Origin of the sequence: Nocardiopsis sp. NPDC050513 (assembly GCF_044457925.1) — a bacterium.
Taxonomy (GTDB): Bacteria; Actinomycetota; Actinomycetes; order Streptosporangiales; family Streptosporangiaceae; genus Nocardiopsis.
In genome coordinates, this window is record NZ_JBITHK010000026.1 from 1 (window position 1) to 15,323 (window position 15,323).

12 protein-coding genes are annotated in these 15,323 nt (G+C 72.5%); 5 read left to right on the forward strand and 7 right to left on the reverse strand.

The features are described from left to right. Nucleotides 1-461 precede the first annotated feature (461 nt). The 6 genes from ACIBFB_RS26790 to acs all read right to left on the reverse strand — a co-directional run bounded on the left by ACIBFB_RS26790 (nt 462) and on the right by acs (nt 8,344). The gene (locus ACIBFB_RS26790; protein ID WP_397234865.1) at nt 462-941 is read right to left on the reverse strand and encodes a SixA phosphatase family protein; all 480 of its coding nucleotides are present in this window, start codon (nt 939-941) and stop codon (nt 462-464) included. Nucleotides 942-1,250: 309 nt separating this feature from the next. Continuing rightward, nucleotides 1,251-3,689, reverse strand: a complete 2,439-nt coding sequence (locus ACIBFB_RS26795; RefSeq protein WP_397234920.1) for a sodium-translocating pyrophosphatase — start codon at nt 3,687-3,689, stop codon at nt 1,251-1,253. 545 nt (nt 3,690-4,234) lie between these two features. Further along, a complete protein-coding gene (locus ACIBFB_RS26800; RefSeq protein ID WP_397234867.1) occupies nt 4,235-4,747 on the reverse strand; it encodes a DUF309 domain-containing protein in 513 nt (170 codons plus the stop codon). Between the two features lie 16 nt (nt 4,748-4,763). After that, complete coding sequence (locus ACIBFB_RS26805) at nt 4,764-5,678, reverse strand: alpha/beta fold hydrolase (protein WP_397234869.1); 915 nt, start codon at nt 5,676-5,678, stop codon at nt 4,764-4,766. A gap of 11 nt (nt 5,679-5,689) precedes the next feature. Beyond that, entirely contained in the window at nt 5,690-6,172 is a 483-nt protein-coding gene (locus tag ACIBFB_RS26810) for a phage holin family protein (RefSeq protein ID WP_397234871.1), read from the reverse strand. 201 nt (nt 6,173-6,373) lie between these two features. Then, the gene (gene acs / locus ACIBFB_RS26815; RefSeq protein WP_397234873.1) at nt 6,374-8,344 is read right to left on the reverse strand and encodes an acetate--CoA ligase; all 1,971 of its coding nucleotides are present in this window, start codon (nt 8,342-8,344) and stop codon (nt 6,374-6,376) included. A gap of 205 nt (nt 8,345-8,549) precedes the next feature. Between acs and ACIBFB_RS26820 the strand changes: the two genes are divergently transcribed. From ACIBFB_RS26820 to ACIBFB_RS26840, 5 genes are all read left to right on the forward strand, one after another. Further along, nucleotides 8,550-9,362 carry an oxidoreductase gene (locus ACIBFB_RS26820; protein WP_397234874.1) on the forward strand — a complete coding sequence of 271 codons (813 nt, stop codon included), beginning with the start codon at nt 8,550-8,552 and terminating at the stop codon, nt 9,360-9,362. An 864-nt stretch (nt 9,363-10,226) separates the two neighbouring features. Next, complete coding sequence (ssd, locus tag ACIBFB_RS26825) at nt 10,227-11,342, forward strand: septum site-determining protein Ssd (protein WP_397234876.1); 1,116 nt, start codon at nt 10,227-10,229, stop codon at nt 11,340-11,342. Then, nucleotides 11,339-12,490: a TadA family conjugal transfer-associated ATPase gene (locus tag ACIBFB_RS26830; RefSeq protein WP_397234878.1), complete on the forward strand. Its 1,152-nt coding sequence runs from the start codon at nt 11,339-11,341 to the stop codon at nt 12,488-12,490. The genes ssd and ACIBFB_RS26830 overlap by 4 nt, the downstream gene beginning before the upstream one ends. Beyond that, the gene (locus tag ACIBFB_RS26835) at nt 12,487-13,383 is read left to right on the forward strand and encodes a type II secretion system F family protein (protein ID WP_397234880.1); all 897 of its coding nucleotides are present in this window, start codon (nt 12,487-12,489) and stop codon (nt 13,381-13,383) included. The genes ACIBFB_RS26830 and ACIBFB_RS26835 overlap by 4 nt, the downstream gene beginning before the upstream one ends. A 161-nt stretch (nt 13,384-13,544) precedes the next feature. Next, nucleotides 13,545-14,135, forward strand: a complete 591-nt coding sequence (locus tag ACIBFB_RS26840; protein ID WP_397234882.1) for a type II secretion system F family protein — start codon at nt 13,545-13,547, stop codon at nt 14,133-14,135. Nucleotides 14,136-14,407: 272 nt separating this feature from the next. Here the strand turns inward: ACIBFB_RS26840 and ACIBFB_RS26845 are convergent, their stop codons facing one another. Continuing rightward, nucleotides 14,408-15,046 carry an NADPH-dependent F420 reductase gene (locus tag ACIBFB_RS26845; RefSeq protein WP_397234884.1) on the reverse strand — a complete coding sequence of 213 codons (639 nt, stop codon included), beginning with the start codon at nt 15,044-15,046 and terminating at the stop codon, nt 14,408-14,410. Between the last annotated feature and the right edge of the window lie 277 nt (nt 15,047-15,323).

The following is a 15,323-nucleotide window of genomic DNA, read 5'->3' on the forward strand; positions in this document are numbered from 1 at the left end:
TGTGTCCGGTCGCTCTTCCGTGGAAGGCGTCTGCGTTTCCGCTTTGTTGTGTCTTTACTTTATCAGGTGTTCCGTGCCCCGCCAAATCGGCGGTTCCGGATCAACCGAACGGGGTAAAGCACCCGATTTGCCTCGTTCAACCCCATGGACTGAATCGTCCCATCGGATTTCCGAAGCGGTTTCCCGATCCTATCCGTACCGAGCGCATGCTCAGTCCGGTCAGACCGGGAGAGGAGTGGATGTGTCGGCACGCCCGCGAAGTACTCGCGCTCGTCTCGCTCGACTCGATTCCGTCGTTCCTGGCGACCTTGGGCCGTCCGGAAGCGACTCGGAGAACACTACCCCCGGGCCCGGGATCCGGCAAACCAATACTCGGGTGTCGTGGGTCACAATCCCAGGGTGCGATCGCACCATCGGGCACACGCGTCCCGGAGGCGAGCGGTCGAACGCCGCACCTGTTCTCAGTTCAGCAGTGTGCCCCGGCCGGTGCCCGGCGCCGCGTACAGCCACTCCACGTCGAGTTCGACCGCCGCGACGGTCGCCGGGGCATACGACACCAGGGCCTCGTTCCCCACGAAGCCCGCCGCCAGCCGCGCGATCGTCGGGTTGTGACCCACCACGAGCAGTGTGCCGACGTCCGGGTCGACGTAGTTCACCATCTCCAGGAGCGCGTCCGCCCCCGCCGAGTACGCGGCCTCGCTGTACTCGATCTCCGGCGCCGGCTCCGGTTCCATCGCGCCCAGGACGCCGTCCAGCGTCTGGCGTGTGCGGAGCGCCGCCGAGCAGATCACGTGGTCCGGCCGGTAGCCCTGTTCCGCGAGCAACCGCCCGACCTTCTCCGCCTGGCCCCGACCCTTGTCGTTGAGCGCCCGGTCGAAGTCCGCCCCCGCGTGTCCGTGGTCGGCCTTGGCGTGCCGCATGAGGAGCAGTGTGCGGCTCATTGGGCCAACACCGTCGCGACCACGGCCAGCCCGCCGATGAAGGCGACCATGATGCCCACGATCGTCGCCAACCCCTTCAATCCCGTCACCAGGAGCCCTCCCCGCTGTCTCGCCCCGGCGGGCGCTCACCGCCCGGGCCCTCGCGTCCGATCAGCGCGACCGGCTCACGAGGGAGTCCGGGTCCCGCGGTTCCAGGTTAGGTCCGTTCGCGCGACGCGGCCGCCCGGGTTCCCCCGGACGGCCACGTCCCCGTTCATCACGCGTGTCCGGCCGTCCGACCGGCTGCACCCGCACCGGACGGCCGAACCGCTATGCCTTGCCCTCCCCTGCGCGGGCCTCCTCCTTGCGGTCGGTCGCGGTGGTGCCAGGCCCGTCCTCATCGGATCCGTCCTCGGCCTCCGGGGTCTCACCGTCCGTGGAGACCGCGTCGCCGCCGCCGACCTCGGGGGCGACCTTCGGCGCGGCCTCGCCTCCGGGCTTGGCCAGGTCCGTCTCCGTCCCGGAGCCGCGGTTCTTCGACCACAGCACCGCACCGACGAGCACGCCCACGGCGACCGCCGTCACGCCGACACGCAGCACGACGTTGTCCGCGTAGATCACCACGGTCGGCGCCACGATCAGCGCCACCAGGTTCATGACCTTCAACAGGGGGTTGATCGCCGGACCCGCCGTGTCCTTGAACGGGTCGCCGACCGTGTCGCCGATGACCGTGGCCGCGTGGGCCTCCGAGCCCTTTCCGCCGTGGTGGCCGTCCTCGACCAGCTTCTTGGCGTTGTCCCACGCACCGCCGGAGTTGGCGAGGAACACCGCCATGAGCACGCCGACCGCGATCGCGCCGCCCAGGAAGGCGCCGAGCGGCGCGTACCCGAGCGCGAACCCGACGGCGATCGGCGCCGACACCGCCAGCAGCCCGGGCGTGACCAGCTCCCGCAGCGAGTCCTTCGTGCAGATGTCGACGACCCGCGCGTACTCGGGCTTCTCGGATCCGTCCATGATCCCGGGGCGCGTCCGGAACTGGTCCCGCACCTCCAGCACCACGCGGCCCGCGGCCCGGCCGACCGCCATGATGGCCAGACCGGAGAAGAAGAACACGACGCTCGCGCCGATGACGACGCCGACGAGCACGTCGGGCCGGTCCAGGGACAGGGAGAAGGAGTCCGCGTTCCCGCCCGCCAGGAGGAGCTGCTCCTGCACCGACGTGCGGAAGGCGCCGAACAGCGCGGTCGCGGCCAGGACGGCGGTCGCGATCGCGATGCCCTTGGTGATCGCCTTGGTCGTGTTGCCCACCGCGTCGAGCCCGGTGAGCACCTCCGCGCCCTTGCCCTCCACGTCACCGGACATCTCGGCGATGCCCTGGGCGTTGTCGGATACCGGGCCGAAGGTGTCCATCGCGACGATGATGCCGACGGTGGTGAGCAGACCCGTGCCCGCGAGCGCGACGGCGAACAGGCTCAGCGTGATCGAACCTCCCCCGAGGAGGAAGGCGGCGTAGACGGCCCCGGCGATGAGCAGGGCGGAGTAGACGGCCGACTCCAGGCCGACCGAGATGCCCGACAGGATGACGGTCGCCGCGCCGGTCTCCGAGCTGTCGCCGATCTCCCGCACCGGGCGCCGGTCGGTCTCGGTGAAGTAGCCGGTGAGCAGCTGGATGGCGGCCGCCAGGACGAGGCCGATGAGGACCGCGGCGACGGCCACGATCCTCGGGTCGGGGTCCGTTCCGGCGGCGGCGATCTCCTCGACGACGGTCGGGCTGACTCCGGACAGGCCGTCGACGCTGCTGGGCAGGTACCAGAACGCGGTGGCGACGACCAGGACGGCGGAGATTCCGGCGGAGACGAAGAAACCGCGGTTGATCGCCGACATCGCCGTCCTGTCCCGGCTGCGGGGGGCGACGATGAAGATGCCGATGATCGCGGTGAGCACACCGATCATCGGGACCAGCAGGGGGAACACCAGACCCTCGGTGCCGAACGCCACCCGGCCGAGGATGAGCGAGGCGACGAGCACCACGGCGTAGGACTCGAACAGGTCGGCGGCCATGCCCGCGCAGTCGCCCACGTTGTCCCCGACGTTGTCGGCGATGGTGGCGGCGTTGCGCGGGTCGTCCTCCGGAATTCCCTGCTCGACCTTGCCCACGAGGTCGGCGCCGACGTCGGCGGCCTTGGTGAAGATGCCGCCGCCGACTCGCATGAACATGGCCAGGAGCGCGGCTCCGAAGCCGAAGCCCTCCAGCACGATCGGCGCGTCGCCCCGGTAGAGGAGCACGACGGTCGCGGCGCCGAACAGGCCGAGCCCGACGGTGATCATGCCCGCGACGCCGCCGGTCCGGAAGGCGATGCGCATCGCCGACCGGCTGGCCGCCTCGTCCCCGCCGCGCGCGGCCGCCGCGACGCGCACGTTGCCGCGCACCGCCAGCCACATGCCGATGAAGCCGGTGGTCGCCGACAGCACGGCACCCAGGGCGAAGAAGAGGGAACGGCCGACCCGGATCTCCAGGGTCTCCGCGGGGAGCAGCAGCAGGAGGAGGGGGATCGCGACGACGAAGACCGCGAGGGTTCGGAACTGCCGTGTGAGGTAGGCCGCCGCTCCTTCCTGAACGGCGACAGCGATGTTCTGCATTCGCTCGGTGCCCTGCCCGGCGGCGAGGACCTCACGCACCAGCATCCCCGCGACGGCGAGGGCCAGGAGGGCCACCACCATGACGACGATGACGAGTGTGAAGTCGCTGCCTTCCAAAGCTAGGGCCATGCCGCCATCGGCGGCGAGGTTGAGCCCAGACAATCCGTCCTCCTTGAGACGGGCACGACCATTTCGGCCCCGTTCACGCCACGCACTGAACGGTCCACCACTGGGGCGTCGGTCCTGCGCGAGGCCATGGACGTACCGCCGTCCGGAGGGAGCCTGAGCTGGCCCGACGACACGCGTTCCGGGGTCGAAGCGGTGCCATCCTGATGTGTGATGCGCACCGCCCGCGCCACGAGTTCACGGGCGGTGATCCGGGGATTCTACGCACGACACCGAATAAAGGTGAGGGCCGATTCGGCTTTTCCCCAGGAGGAGTCAAAGATGTGACCACATGGTGATCTGAGGATGGGGATAAATAACTTTATCCGCGACATTTGGAATTAATGCTGTCGCATAATGCTTCAATGCGATGTTAACGCTAAAGCGTGCAGACAGCCTTATATGAGCACAAGCACCCCGAAGCAGCACCGGGTGCGACAAAGAGCGCGTCCGCCCATCAATCCGGAACGGGTGCCCTCAGCTCCAGGGGCATCCACCGGCGCTCTGGTCTACCCCTTGCGCAGGCGCATCCCTGACGGGTCGATCCCGTCGCCGGGCAGGGCACGGCCCTCGTCGAGATCGTCGGCCAGCGCACGGGCGAAGGCGGCCACCCCGACCACGTCGACGCCGTGCGGCGCGTCCGGTCCGAACTCCGCCACCCGGTCCGCGCCCCGCCGCAGCAGGCGCGCGGCCCCGACCATGTTGCCCCGCTGCGCGTGGGTGACGCCCACCGCCGTCTGGGCGAGCCCGCGCCACAGCTCGCGTTCGGGTCCGGGCACGGACTTCCACACGGCCTCGAGGACCTCGTGGGCGGTGAAAGCGTACCCTTCGTCGAGCAGCCGCTGGGCCGTTTCCAGCCCCTCCTCCACGGAGAACTCGGCGTCGTCGGGCACCCGCTCGACCTCGCCCGCGCTGCCGTGCGGCAGGGGACGCCCGTAGCGGTCGCGCGGGCGCTGGTTCTGCGCGCGCCCCTCCTCGTCGCGGTCCCGCCCGCCCTCGGCTCCGGTCAGCGGAGTCGCCATCTCTGCCTCACCACCCTCATCGTTCCGGTGTCACCGGCGCCCGGGCCCCCAGCCACTCCACGAGGGCACGGGAGACCTCCTCCGGGCGCTCCTCGTGGGGGAAGTGCCCGGCGCCGGGGATCCCCCTCCAACGGTAGGGCCCCGACACCAGCCCGCGGGCGGAACGGGCCGCCTCGGCCGGGCAGACCGGGTCGACGGAGCCGTGGACCTGGAGGACGGGCACGGTCACCGGCCGCCGCATCCTGGCGTTGTACCGGGCGCCGTCCAGCCGCCACCGCGACCGGAAGATCCAGCGGTGGTACTCCAGCGAACAGTGGGAGACCTTGGGGATGGAGAAGGCCAGCCGATAGCGCCGCTCGGTCTCCTCGTCCGGCCAGCCGGGGGCGCTCCACGCGCGGAGCAGGTCGCCGACGCGGACGCAGCCGTCCGCCAGGAGCCGGTGTTCGGGAAGGATCGGCAGCTGCGCGCGGAGCAGGTGCCGCACGCCTGGCCCCAGCGAGGCCACGATCCGCCCCGTGCGCAGCGGGTGGGGAGCGGCGACCACGGCCAGTGCCCGCACGTGGCCGGGGTGGAAGGCCGTCAGGGTCCATCCCACGAGGCCGCCCACCCCGTGCCCGACGACGACGGCGTCCGCCGCTCCGAGCGCGCGGACCAGTCCCGCCGCGTCCTGGGCGAGGGTGACGAGGTCGTAGCCGCGCGGGGTCTTGTCGCTGGCCCCGTAGCCGCGCAGGTCGACGGCGACGGCGCGGTACCCGGCGTCGGCGACCGCGGTCAGCTGGTCGCGCCAGGCCCACCAGAACTGCGGGAACCCGTGCAGGAAGAGGACGAGCGGACCCTCACCCGCCTCGGCGACGTGGAACCGCGCCCCCGCCGCGCCGACCGTGCGGTGCCGCCAGGGGCCGTCGACGTAGGCGACGGAGTCGTCCAACACCGCGGTCGGGTCTACTTCTCGGCGGGCGCGGTCTCGCGGGTGGCGGCCACGGCCCCGTCGTCGCCCCTGGGCGGTCGGATCTCGCGGCGCAGGATGCTGACGAGCCGGGAGGAGGTGACGGCGGTACGGGCCAGTCCCTGGCGCCTGCGCAGGTTGACGGTCGCGATGAGCGCGAAGACGGCCGCCACCAGCAGGTAGAAGAGCGTGACGATGCCGAAGGAGGCCCACGCGGGCAGACCGAGCTCCATCAGACCGAGGCCGATGGTGACCGAGAGGAGGATCGCGAACAGGTGGAGGAACACCGCGGCCGCGAGGAACTCGCCGACGCTCTTGCCGATGCGCGTGGCGTCGGCCTTGGCTTCGAGTTTGGCGAGTCTGATCTCCAGACGCACCAGCCGGGAGAGGTTGTCGGTGGCGTCGGAGACCAGTTCACCGATGGATCGGTCGGTGCCGCTGGATGCGCCAGGTTGGCCGCCACCCGGCTTGTCCACCATCGTGGGGGGTCCCTTCTCTCGGTCCGTACTCGTGGATGATCCTCCGCATCCTCGCACATGACCGACCGCCCATGTCTCCCACGGCACGCAAAACGACGTGCTCGCCTTGGCTCGCACGGGTGAGCCGGAGCGGTGCCGCGGGGCTCCGCGGCACCGCTCCGGTCCGTACCGGATCCGGAACGCGTGGGTCGTCCGCTCCGGTCAGTCGCCCTGGGGAGCCGTCGGCAGCTGCCTGGCGATCACGTCCATGATCGAGGAGTCCGTGAGCGTCGAGGTGTCGCCCACGGCGCGGTTCTCCGCGATGTCGCGCAGCAGGCGGCGCATGATCTTGCCGGACCGGGTCTTGGGCAGTTCCGGGACGGCCAGCAGCCTGGCGGGCTTGGCGATCGGGCCGAGCGAGGCCCCGACGTGGTCGCGCAGCTCCCTGACGAGCTCGTCCGGGACCTCCTCGGCGCCGCCGCGCAGGATGACGAACCCGACGATCGCCTGGCCGGTCACCTTGTCCGTGGCGCCGACGACCGCCGCCTCCGCCACCTTCGGGTGGGAGACCAGCGCGGACTCCACCTCGGTGGTGGAGATGTTGTGTCCGGAGACCAGCATGACGTCGTCCACACGGCCGAGCAGCCACAGGTCGCCGTCCTCGTCCTTCTTCGCGCCGTCGCCGGGGAAGTACAGGCCCTCGAAGCGGGACCAGTAGGTGTCCTCGTAGCGCTCGGGGTCGCCCCAGATGCCGCGGAGCATGGACGGCCAGGGCTCGCGGATGACGATGAACCCGCCCTCGCCGTCGGGCACGGAGTTGCCCTCCTCGTCCACGACGTCGGCGACGATGCCGGGCAGGGCGCGCATGGCCGCGCCGGGCTTTCCGGCGGTCACGCCGGGCAGGGGGCTGACCATGATCGCGCCGGTCTCGGTCTGCCACCAGGTGTCGACGACCGGGGTGGTGCCGCCGCCGATGTGCTCGCGGTACCAGACGTAGGCCTCGGGGTTGATCGGCTCGCCCACGGAGCCGATGACGCGCAGGCTCGAGAGGTCGAACTTGGCGGGGATCTCGTCGCCCCACTTCATGAAGGTGCGGATCGCCGTGGGCGCCATGTAGGCGATGGTGACCTTGTACTTCTCGATGATCTCCCAGAATCGGCCGCGGTGCGGGGTGTCCGGAGTGCCCTCGTACATCACGGTGGTCGCCGCGTTGGAGAGCGGGCCGTAGACGATGTAGGAGTGGCCGGTCACCCAGCCGATGTCGGCGGCGCACCAGAAGACGTCCGTGTCGGCCTTGAGGTCGAACACCGCCCAGTGGGTGTAGGACGCCTGCGTGAGGTATCCGCCGGTGGTGTGCAGGATGCCCTTGGGCTTGGCCGTGGTGCCGCTGGTGTACATGATGTACAGGGGGTCCTCGGCGTCGTGCGCCTCGGGCGTGTGCTCGGTGCTCGCGGCCTCGACGGTCTCGTGCCACCACACGTCGCGGTCGGTCCACTCGACGTCCTGGCCGGTGCGGCGGACGACGAGGACGTTCTCGACCGCCGGGCGGTCGGCGACGGCGGCGTCGACGGCGGGCTTGAGGGCGCTGGCCTTGCCGCGGCGGTACCCGCCGTCGGCGGTGACGACGAGCTTGGCCTGGCTGTCGTCGAGCCGCTGGCCCAGGGCGTCCACGGAGAACCCGCCGAAGACCACCATGTGGACCGCGCCGATGCGGGCGCACGCCAGCATGGCGACGACGGTCTCGGGGATCATCGGCATGTAGATGGCCACGCGGTCGCCCTTGCGGACACCGAGCCCGGCCATCGTGTTGGCGGCCTGGCAGACCATGTCCTTGAGCTGGGCGTAGGTGATGGTGCGGGTGTCCCCGGGCTCACCCTCCCAGTGGTAGGCGACGCGGTCGCCCAGACCCGCGGCCACGTGCCGGTCCACACAGTTGACGGAGGCGTTGATGCCGCCGCCGACGAACCACTTCGCGTACGGCGGGTTCCAGTCCAGGACCGTGTCCCAGGGACGCTCCCACTGGAGCCTGCGCGCCTGCTCCTCCCAGAACCCCAGACGGTCCTCGGCCGCGGCGGCGTAGGCGTCGGCCGTCACGTTGGCCTGGGCGGCGAGGTCGGCCGGCGGCGGGAAGCTGCGTGTCTCGTGGAGAAGGTTGGACAGTGTCTCCTGGCTCGGGGGAGTGCTGTCGGCCACTGTGATTCTCCTTACGTCGGTGGTTCACACCCAATTAATCATGTGGTCCATACCACTGGAACCACCGGGGCGGAATCCAGCGGCGGGCACCGGGGGCGCGCGGCGAACGGTCGGCGAACGGTCGCCGCGACGCGACGAGCGGTCGCGCCGAGGTCCCGGGGCGGGAGTGGGCGCACGGTGTTACCGGCGCGTAGTGTTGGTGACCGTGAGCGAATCGACTTCCGCCTCCCTGTCCGACCCGCTGAAGCGGATCGCCGAGCTGCCGGGTGTGGCCAACGCCGTCGAGGAGACGCGCACCCTGGTCGACCGTCTGCTGGGGCACCGCATCCTGCGTCGGCGCAGCAGCGACGTGTCCATGGAGTCCTCCCTGCGGGGCGCCTGCGCGTCGGCCGCGCTGGAGGGCGCCGAGGTCTCGATGGACGAGATCCGCGCCGGGCACGTGTACGACACCCGGATCAAGGGCGCCCTGCGCGTCTCCGGCGAGCTGGGTGTCCTCGTGGACACCTGGCCCAAGGCTCCACGCCAGGCGCTGGCGCGTCTGCACACGCTGGCGGCGGCGGACGCGGTCGCCGAGGAGGCGCTGGGCCGGCCCCGGCTGCCCGGGGAACGGGTCGAGGATCCGATGGAGGCCGGCCCCGCCCCGGACCCGCGGGAGGCGCTGGCGCGGATGGAGGGGCTGTACTCGCTCCTGGGCGCGCGTTCGTCCGTGCCCGCGCTGGTGACGTCGGCGCTGGTCCACGGCGAGCTGATGGCGATCCGCCCGTTCGGTTGGGGCGACGGCCTGGTCGCGCGCGCCGCCGAGAGGTTGACGCTGGTCGAGCGGGGGCTGGACCCGAAGTCGCTGGTCCCCTCCGAACTGGGACACCAGGTGCTGCGTGACGAGTACGGTCGGGCGCTTCGCGGATACATCGCGGGAACCCCTGAGGGCGTGGCGGAGTGGATCGTCTACTGCTGCCGCGCCGTGCGCGCGGGCGCACAGGACTCCCTTGCCACGTGCGAGGCGCTCAAACGCGGCTGACCGGGGCCGTGAACGGCGGACGAACCTCCGAAACACCGCGAGTTCACGAAGTCGTTCATTTACCAACCAGTAGTCGACACGCGCCATATCATTTCGGTCACGCTTGGCCGTGGCCGAATGTTTCCAGATTGCTTCACCCGCGTGCGCACACACGGCGAACGGCGCCCCCACTCCTGTCCAGGGGCGCCGTCTCCGGCGCGTTCCACCGGGTTAGCAAGCATCCATTTACCTAGTCTGACCGGCCCATTCATCCCCAGGTCCGGCCTAGACAGCCCTTACCGGGCCGAGTGGCGCGTGGGTTCCCGGCTCCCGCGTCGGGGTGGATCTTCGCCACCAACTGCTTTCTTTCTACGTCTCGGTTCATCCTCCGAAAAGATGGTTGACCCAACTTTTTCACTTCGATTCCCGAACCGATACGCAGGGTGACGTGGTAACGTCGTTCCCGGCGTTCGACGATGGACCGTCTCACCCCACACCGGCCAAACGAGCAAACTCCCCCGGGCCGAGCCGTAGTTCCGGTCGCATTCCGCGTCCCCTCGGGGTGGCCGTTCCTCCGAGAACGAGTACGTTTCCAGACCTTCGGCGGTCGTGGAGCAGTGCCTCCACGAACCCTCCCGGTGAGCGGACCCGGTCCTACCCCCCCCAGGACCGGTCCCGAGGAGACGGCTCCCCTCTCCCCCTGCGGGGGCCGTCACCGCGTCCGCTCCACTCGCCTGCCGGGCAGGGATGCGTGTCCGCCCCCCGTACACGCATCCCTCCCGTCGGGTGTGGGACCGCGTTGTCCACAGATCCCGAATCGGGCCTACCGCGCGGCTCCTCCGTCCGCGATGGTCGAGAGAACACCCCTCGACCTCCGGAGACGCCATGGCCGCCCGCCCCCTCCCGCTGCTGGTGACCGACGACCCCGCCCTGCTCGACGACCTCCTCCGACTGGCCACGGCCGCCGCCGTGGAGGTCACCGTCGCACGCTCGGCGGCCCAGGCCCGGCGCGCGTGGTCGCGCGCTCCCCTGGTCGTCGTCGGCGCCGACCTGTCCCGCGCGGGCACGCCGCCGCATCCGCACGCCGTGACCGTGGCGCGGGAGCCCGAGTGCGGCGGGATCGGAGAGTCCGACGGGTCCGGCGGGAGCGGGCCCGACCGGGACACCCCCGACCACGCCAGTCCGCTCCTGCGTCTGCCCGACGATGAGCCGGCGATCATGGACCTGCTCGCCGGTGCCGCCGCACGGGGCGATCCTCCGGCGCCCTCGGTCGCGGTCATGGGCGGGCGGGGCGGAGCCGGGGCGACCCTCACCGCGGTGGCGGTCGCTCTGGCGGGAGCACGCGCCGACCGGGACACCGCGCTCCTGGACGCCGACCCGCTCGGCTGCGGACCGGACGTCTACCTGGGCTGCGACCTCGGCGCCTCCGTGGGGCCCGATCGCCGGACCAGCTGGGACGACCTCCTCCGACGCGACGGTCGGGTGCGCTGGCGCGACCTCCGCGCCGGACTGCCCGGAACGCGTGGTGTGTCGGTGCTGACCTGGGCGCGCGGCCCCGGCTCGACCGACCACGGCGCGCTGCCGCCCGAGGCGGCCAGCGCGGCGCTGGACTCCGCCCGGAGCGGCACGGGGCTGGTCGTGGTCGACCTCCCGCGGTCCTTCGCTCCCGCCACCGACGCGTTCCTCAACCGTGCCGACCGCGCCTACCTCGTGGTCCCGGCCGACGTGCCCTCGGTCGTGGCCGCGACCCGGGTGGTCCCCCGGATGCGGGCCGAGGCGCCGGGAGCGGGAGTGGTCGTGGTCGGTGCCGGGGGAGAGCTCTCGGCGGACGTCGTCGCGCAGACCCTGGGGCTGCCCCTCGCCGCCGACCTGCCCCGGGAACCGGGGCTCGCCCGCCTCCTCGCCGCCGGCCGGACGCCCGCCCGGAACCGGAGGTCGCCGCTCGCCCGGTTCGCGGACCGTGTCGTGTCCGAGCTGTCGGCGCCGGAGCGTGTCCGGTGAGCGCCCTCCTGGAGGCGGTCCGCGACCGCCTGGTCGAGTCGGGCGATCCGGTGAGCCCGGCGAGCGTCGCGGCGGCGCTGCGCGCGGAGGGCGGTGTGCTGGGCGACGCGGAGCTGCTGTCGCTGACCCGACGGCTCGCGGCTGAGCTGTCCGGCGCGGGCCCGCTCGAGGAGCTGATGACCTCGGGGGTCACCGACATCCTCGTCAACGGCCCGGACGAGGTGTGGGTCGACGACGGACACGGTCTGCGGCGGACCGGGGTCCGCTTCGAGTCGGCCGAGGAGGTGCGCCGACTCGCCCAACGGCTGGCCGCCCAGGCTGGGCGGAGGCTGGACGCGGCCGTTCCCTACGCCGACGCCCACCTACCTTCCGGGGCACGGCTCCACGCGGTGCTGCCGCCCGTGGCACCGGAGGGCGCGTACGTGTCCCTGCGACTCCCTCCCAGGCGGGTGTTCGGCCTGGACCGGCTGATCCGGTGCGGAACGCTGACCCCCCGCGGAGCCGCGCTCCTGCGCGCCCTGGTGTCCGCACGTGTTCCGCTCCTGGTCAGCGGTGGCACCGGGACGGGCAAGACCACGCTCCTGTCCTGCCTCCTCTCGCTCGTGAGCCGGACGGAACGCCTGGTCCTGGCGGAGGACTCCCCGGAACTGCGACCGGAACACCCGCACGTGGTCCGGCTCCTGACGCGTCCGGCCAACATCGAGGGCAGTGGAGAGGTCCCGCTCTCCGTGCTGGTGCGCCAGGCGCTGCGGATGCGCCCGGACCGCCTGGTGGTCGGTGAGGTGCGCGGGCCGGAGATCGTGGCGCTCCTGGCGGCCATGAACACCGGTCACGACGGGGGCATGAGCAGCCTGCACGCCAACGGCGCCGAGGACGTTCCGGCCAGGGTCGAGGCGCTGGGCTGCGCCGCCGGGCTCGGCCGGGACGCGGTGCACAGCCAGCTGGCCGCCACCCGAGCCCTCGTGGTCCACCTCGTCCGGGACTCCGGCGTCCGGCGGTTCGCCGAGCTCCGGGTGCTGCGCCGGGGAGGCACGGGTCGGGTGAGCGCCGTGCCCGCCGTCGCCTTCGCGCCGGACGGAACGTGCCAGGAGTTCCCCCACGTGACGGAACTGGCCGGTCGGGTCGGCGAGGGGTGGCGGAGCGCATGACCGCCTTGCTGGTCTGCCTGGTCTCGTTGGTGCTGCTGAACCTGGTGCCCGGTGTCAACCGGGCCCGCCTGGTCCACCTGTGCCCGTCGCCGGGCACGGCGCGGTCGGGGGCCTCGCGAACGGAAGAGCGGACGACCCGACTCCGGGAGGCGCCGTGGTCGGGTGCGGTGGCGCACGGCGGTTCGCGGCGGGGCGAGGGATCCCTCGCGGGCGTGGTCCGACGGTGGTTCCAGACCGTGGCGCACCGCCGCGGGGGAGCCCGACGCCGCCGCGCGGTGATCGTCCTCTGCCGGGTCCTGGCCACCGAGCTGCGCGCTGGGCAGCCACCCGACGAAGCGCTGCTCGTCTCCGCGGCGCAGGCTGGCCCACCGGTGGAGGGGGTCGTCGACGCCCCCACCATGCGCGCCGCCGCCGAAGGCGATCCCGATCTGTGGGCGCTGGCCTACCTGGCGGTCTGCTGGGAGGTGTCCGCCGAGACCGGCGCCGGACTGGCGGAGGTCGTGGACGCCCTGGCCGCGGAGGTGACGGACCACGAGGAGCGTCGGGCCGAGATCGCGGCCAGAACCGCCGGTCCGCGCACCACGGCGCTGGTGTTGGGCGGCCTGCCCCTCGTGGGGGTGCTGATGTCGGTCGGGCTGGGCGGATCCCCGGTGGAGTTCCTGTTCACCACGCCGCTCGGCGCCGCCTGCCTCGTGGGCGGGGTCACCCTCGACCTGCTCGGGACCTGGTGGACGTCGCGCATGGTGCGGCGTGCCGTGGGCTCGGCCGAGGGTCGGGCGAGGGAGCCGCCCCTGCTGTCCGGGGCGGCCGGCACACGCCATGCCCGACCCGCCCGCGCGGTGTCGGCGCCGAGAACGCTCGGGGCGCGCGCAGAACGGTGGAGCCGCACGTGACCTGGGGCGAGGGGTGCGGCAGCGGAGCGAAAGGCAGGGGTCCAGTGCTCGCGTTGACCACGGTGGTCCTCGGAACCATCGCCGTCTGGCTCCTCATGGGGGGCGACCAAGCTCGTCGCCTCCGGGGGCCGCGTCCGCGTCGGGTTCGCTCGACGATGCCGATGCGCCGACCAGCGCTGGTCCTGGCCGGTCTTGCGGGGGTGGGCGCCACGATCGCGGTGTTCGGGCCCGTGGGCGCAGCGGTGGCGGTGGGGGTCGGCGCGGGGCTGTGGGTCCGTGGCCGTCGTGCCCGAGCCCGAAGCACGACCCTGCCGGTGACGGCCGACCTCCCCGTGGTGGTCGGCCTGCTCGCCGCCGGGGTTCGCGCCGGAGCGACGGTGCCGTCGTGCCTGACCGCCGTGGCGCGCTCCACGCGGGGCGCGTTGGGTGAGGAGTTGGCCGCGGTGGCGCAGCGGCTCCGTCTGGGCGCCGACCCGGCGACCGCGTGGCGGAACCCGGCCCTGCCGGAACCGCTGGCCGCCGTCGGCCGCGATCTCGCGCGGGCGGCCGACACCGGTGCCCCGGTCGCCGACCTGTTGGACCGACACGCGGCGGACCTGCGACGCGCTCTGCGTGCGGAGGCCCTGGCCCGTATGGAGCGCCTCGGGGTGTTGGTGGTGGCTCCGCTGGGGTTGTGCTTCCTCCCCGCCTTCGTGCTGATCGGCATCGTTCCCATGGCCGCGGAGCTCCTGACCGGTGCGCTCGGTGCCTGAGGGCGTCCGGTCACCGCGGCGCAGGCGCACCGTCGTCGGGCCTCCCAGCGCGGGACGGCACCGCCACCCCGGCGGACGCGGTCGGCGTGCCCGCGTGGCACGTCGGGCCAACACGGAGACCGGCTGTCGCCGGAGCCTTGGGAGCGGGGATGACCACCACGTGGGCGCGCCTACCGTTGACGAATCCACACCGCCCGACGAGCGTCGGACACGGTGATGCCTACCGCTTGGGCGTGGCCGCCGCGCGCCCGCCGTGGCGGAGAGGTCAGTGGTCAGCGACCTCCCGCGTACGCCAACGGGGGCGCGATCGCCTGGGCGTCGACCCCTTCGCCGACCCACAGGCCGATGAGGACGGCCGCCGTGGCCTCCACGAGTCCCGCGCGGTCGAGCCCTCCGCCGTTGACCGGATCGGCCCCGAGGTCGCGGACCAGGCGGCGGACGGTGTCGAGAGCCCCCGCGTCGTCCCCGCAGAGCGGAACCGCGAGCGGGCGTTCGTCGAAAACGGGAGGGGTGCGGCGCCACACGCTCTCATGGCACAGGTTGAATGCCTTGACCACGTGTGCCCCGGACGCCGCAGCGATGCGCTCTGCGGCCGAGGGACCGCCCTGGGTGCCCAGGACGAACCCCGGCGCCACCGGGTTGGTGCAGTCGATCAGCGGTCGCTCCGCGAGCGCGTCGGCGAGATCGGACACCACGTCCACCGCCGCCGTGTAGGGCACCGCGAGCAGGACCGCGTCCGATCCGTGCGCGACCGCGTCCCTGGGACGTCCCGCCCGGCCTCCGATCCTCGCCGCGAGGGCGTTCGTCCGCCCCGGGTCCCGCCCACCGACCACCACGTCGTGCCCGGCCCGGGCCCATTGCCCGCCGAGGGCGTCCGCCATGTTCCCGGTGCCGATGATCCCGATCCGCATCCTGACCACATCCCGTTCGTCGGTTCCGCCTTCGGATCGGGGACGACACTAGGAAGCCGCCCGGGCACCATCTGGTAACCGACGGCCCCCCGCCGTCGGGCGAGGAGTCGGTGGACGGGTCCCCCGCCGTGCGCACCGCGAGGTTCCCCACCCGGCCGGCCCGACCTCTCGGCGACGATCGGCCGCTCCGGTCCGGGGGCATCGCCGCCCCGCGGCCCGCCCGGGTTCGCCGAGCACCGTCGCCGCCGGCGTCCGCCGAGGCCCCGGACGGCTCCCA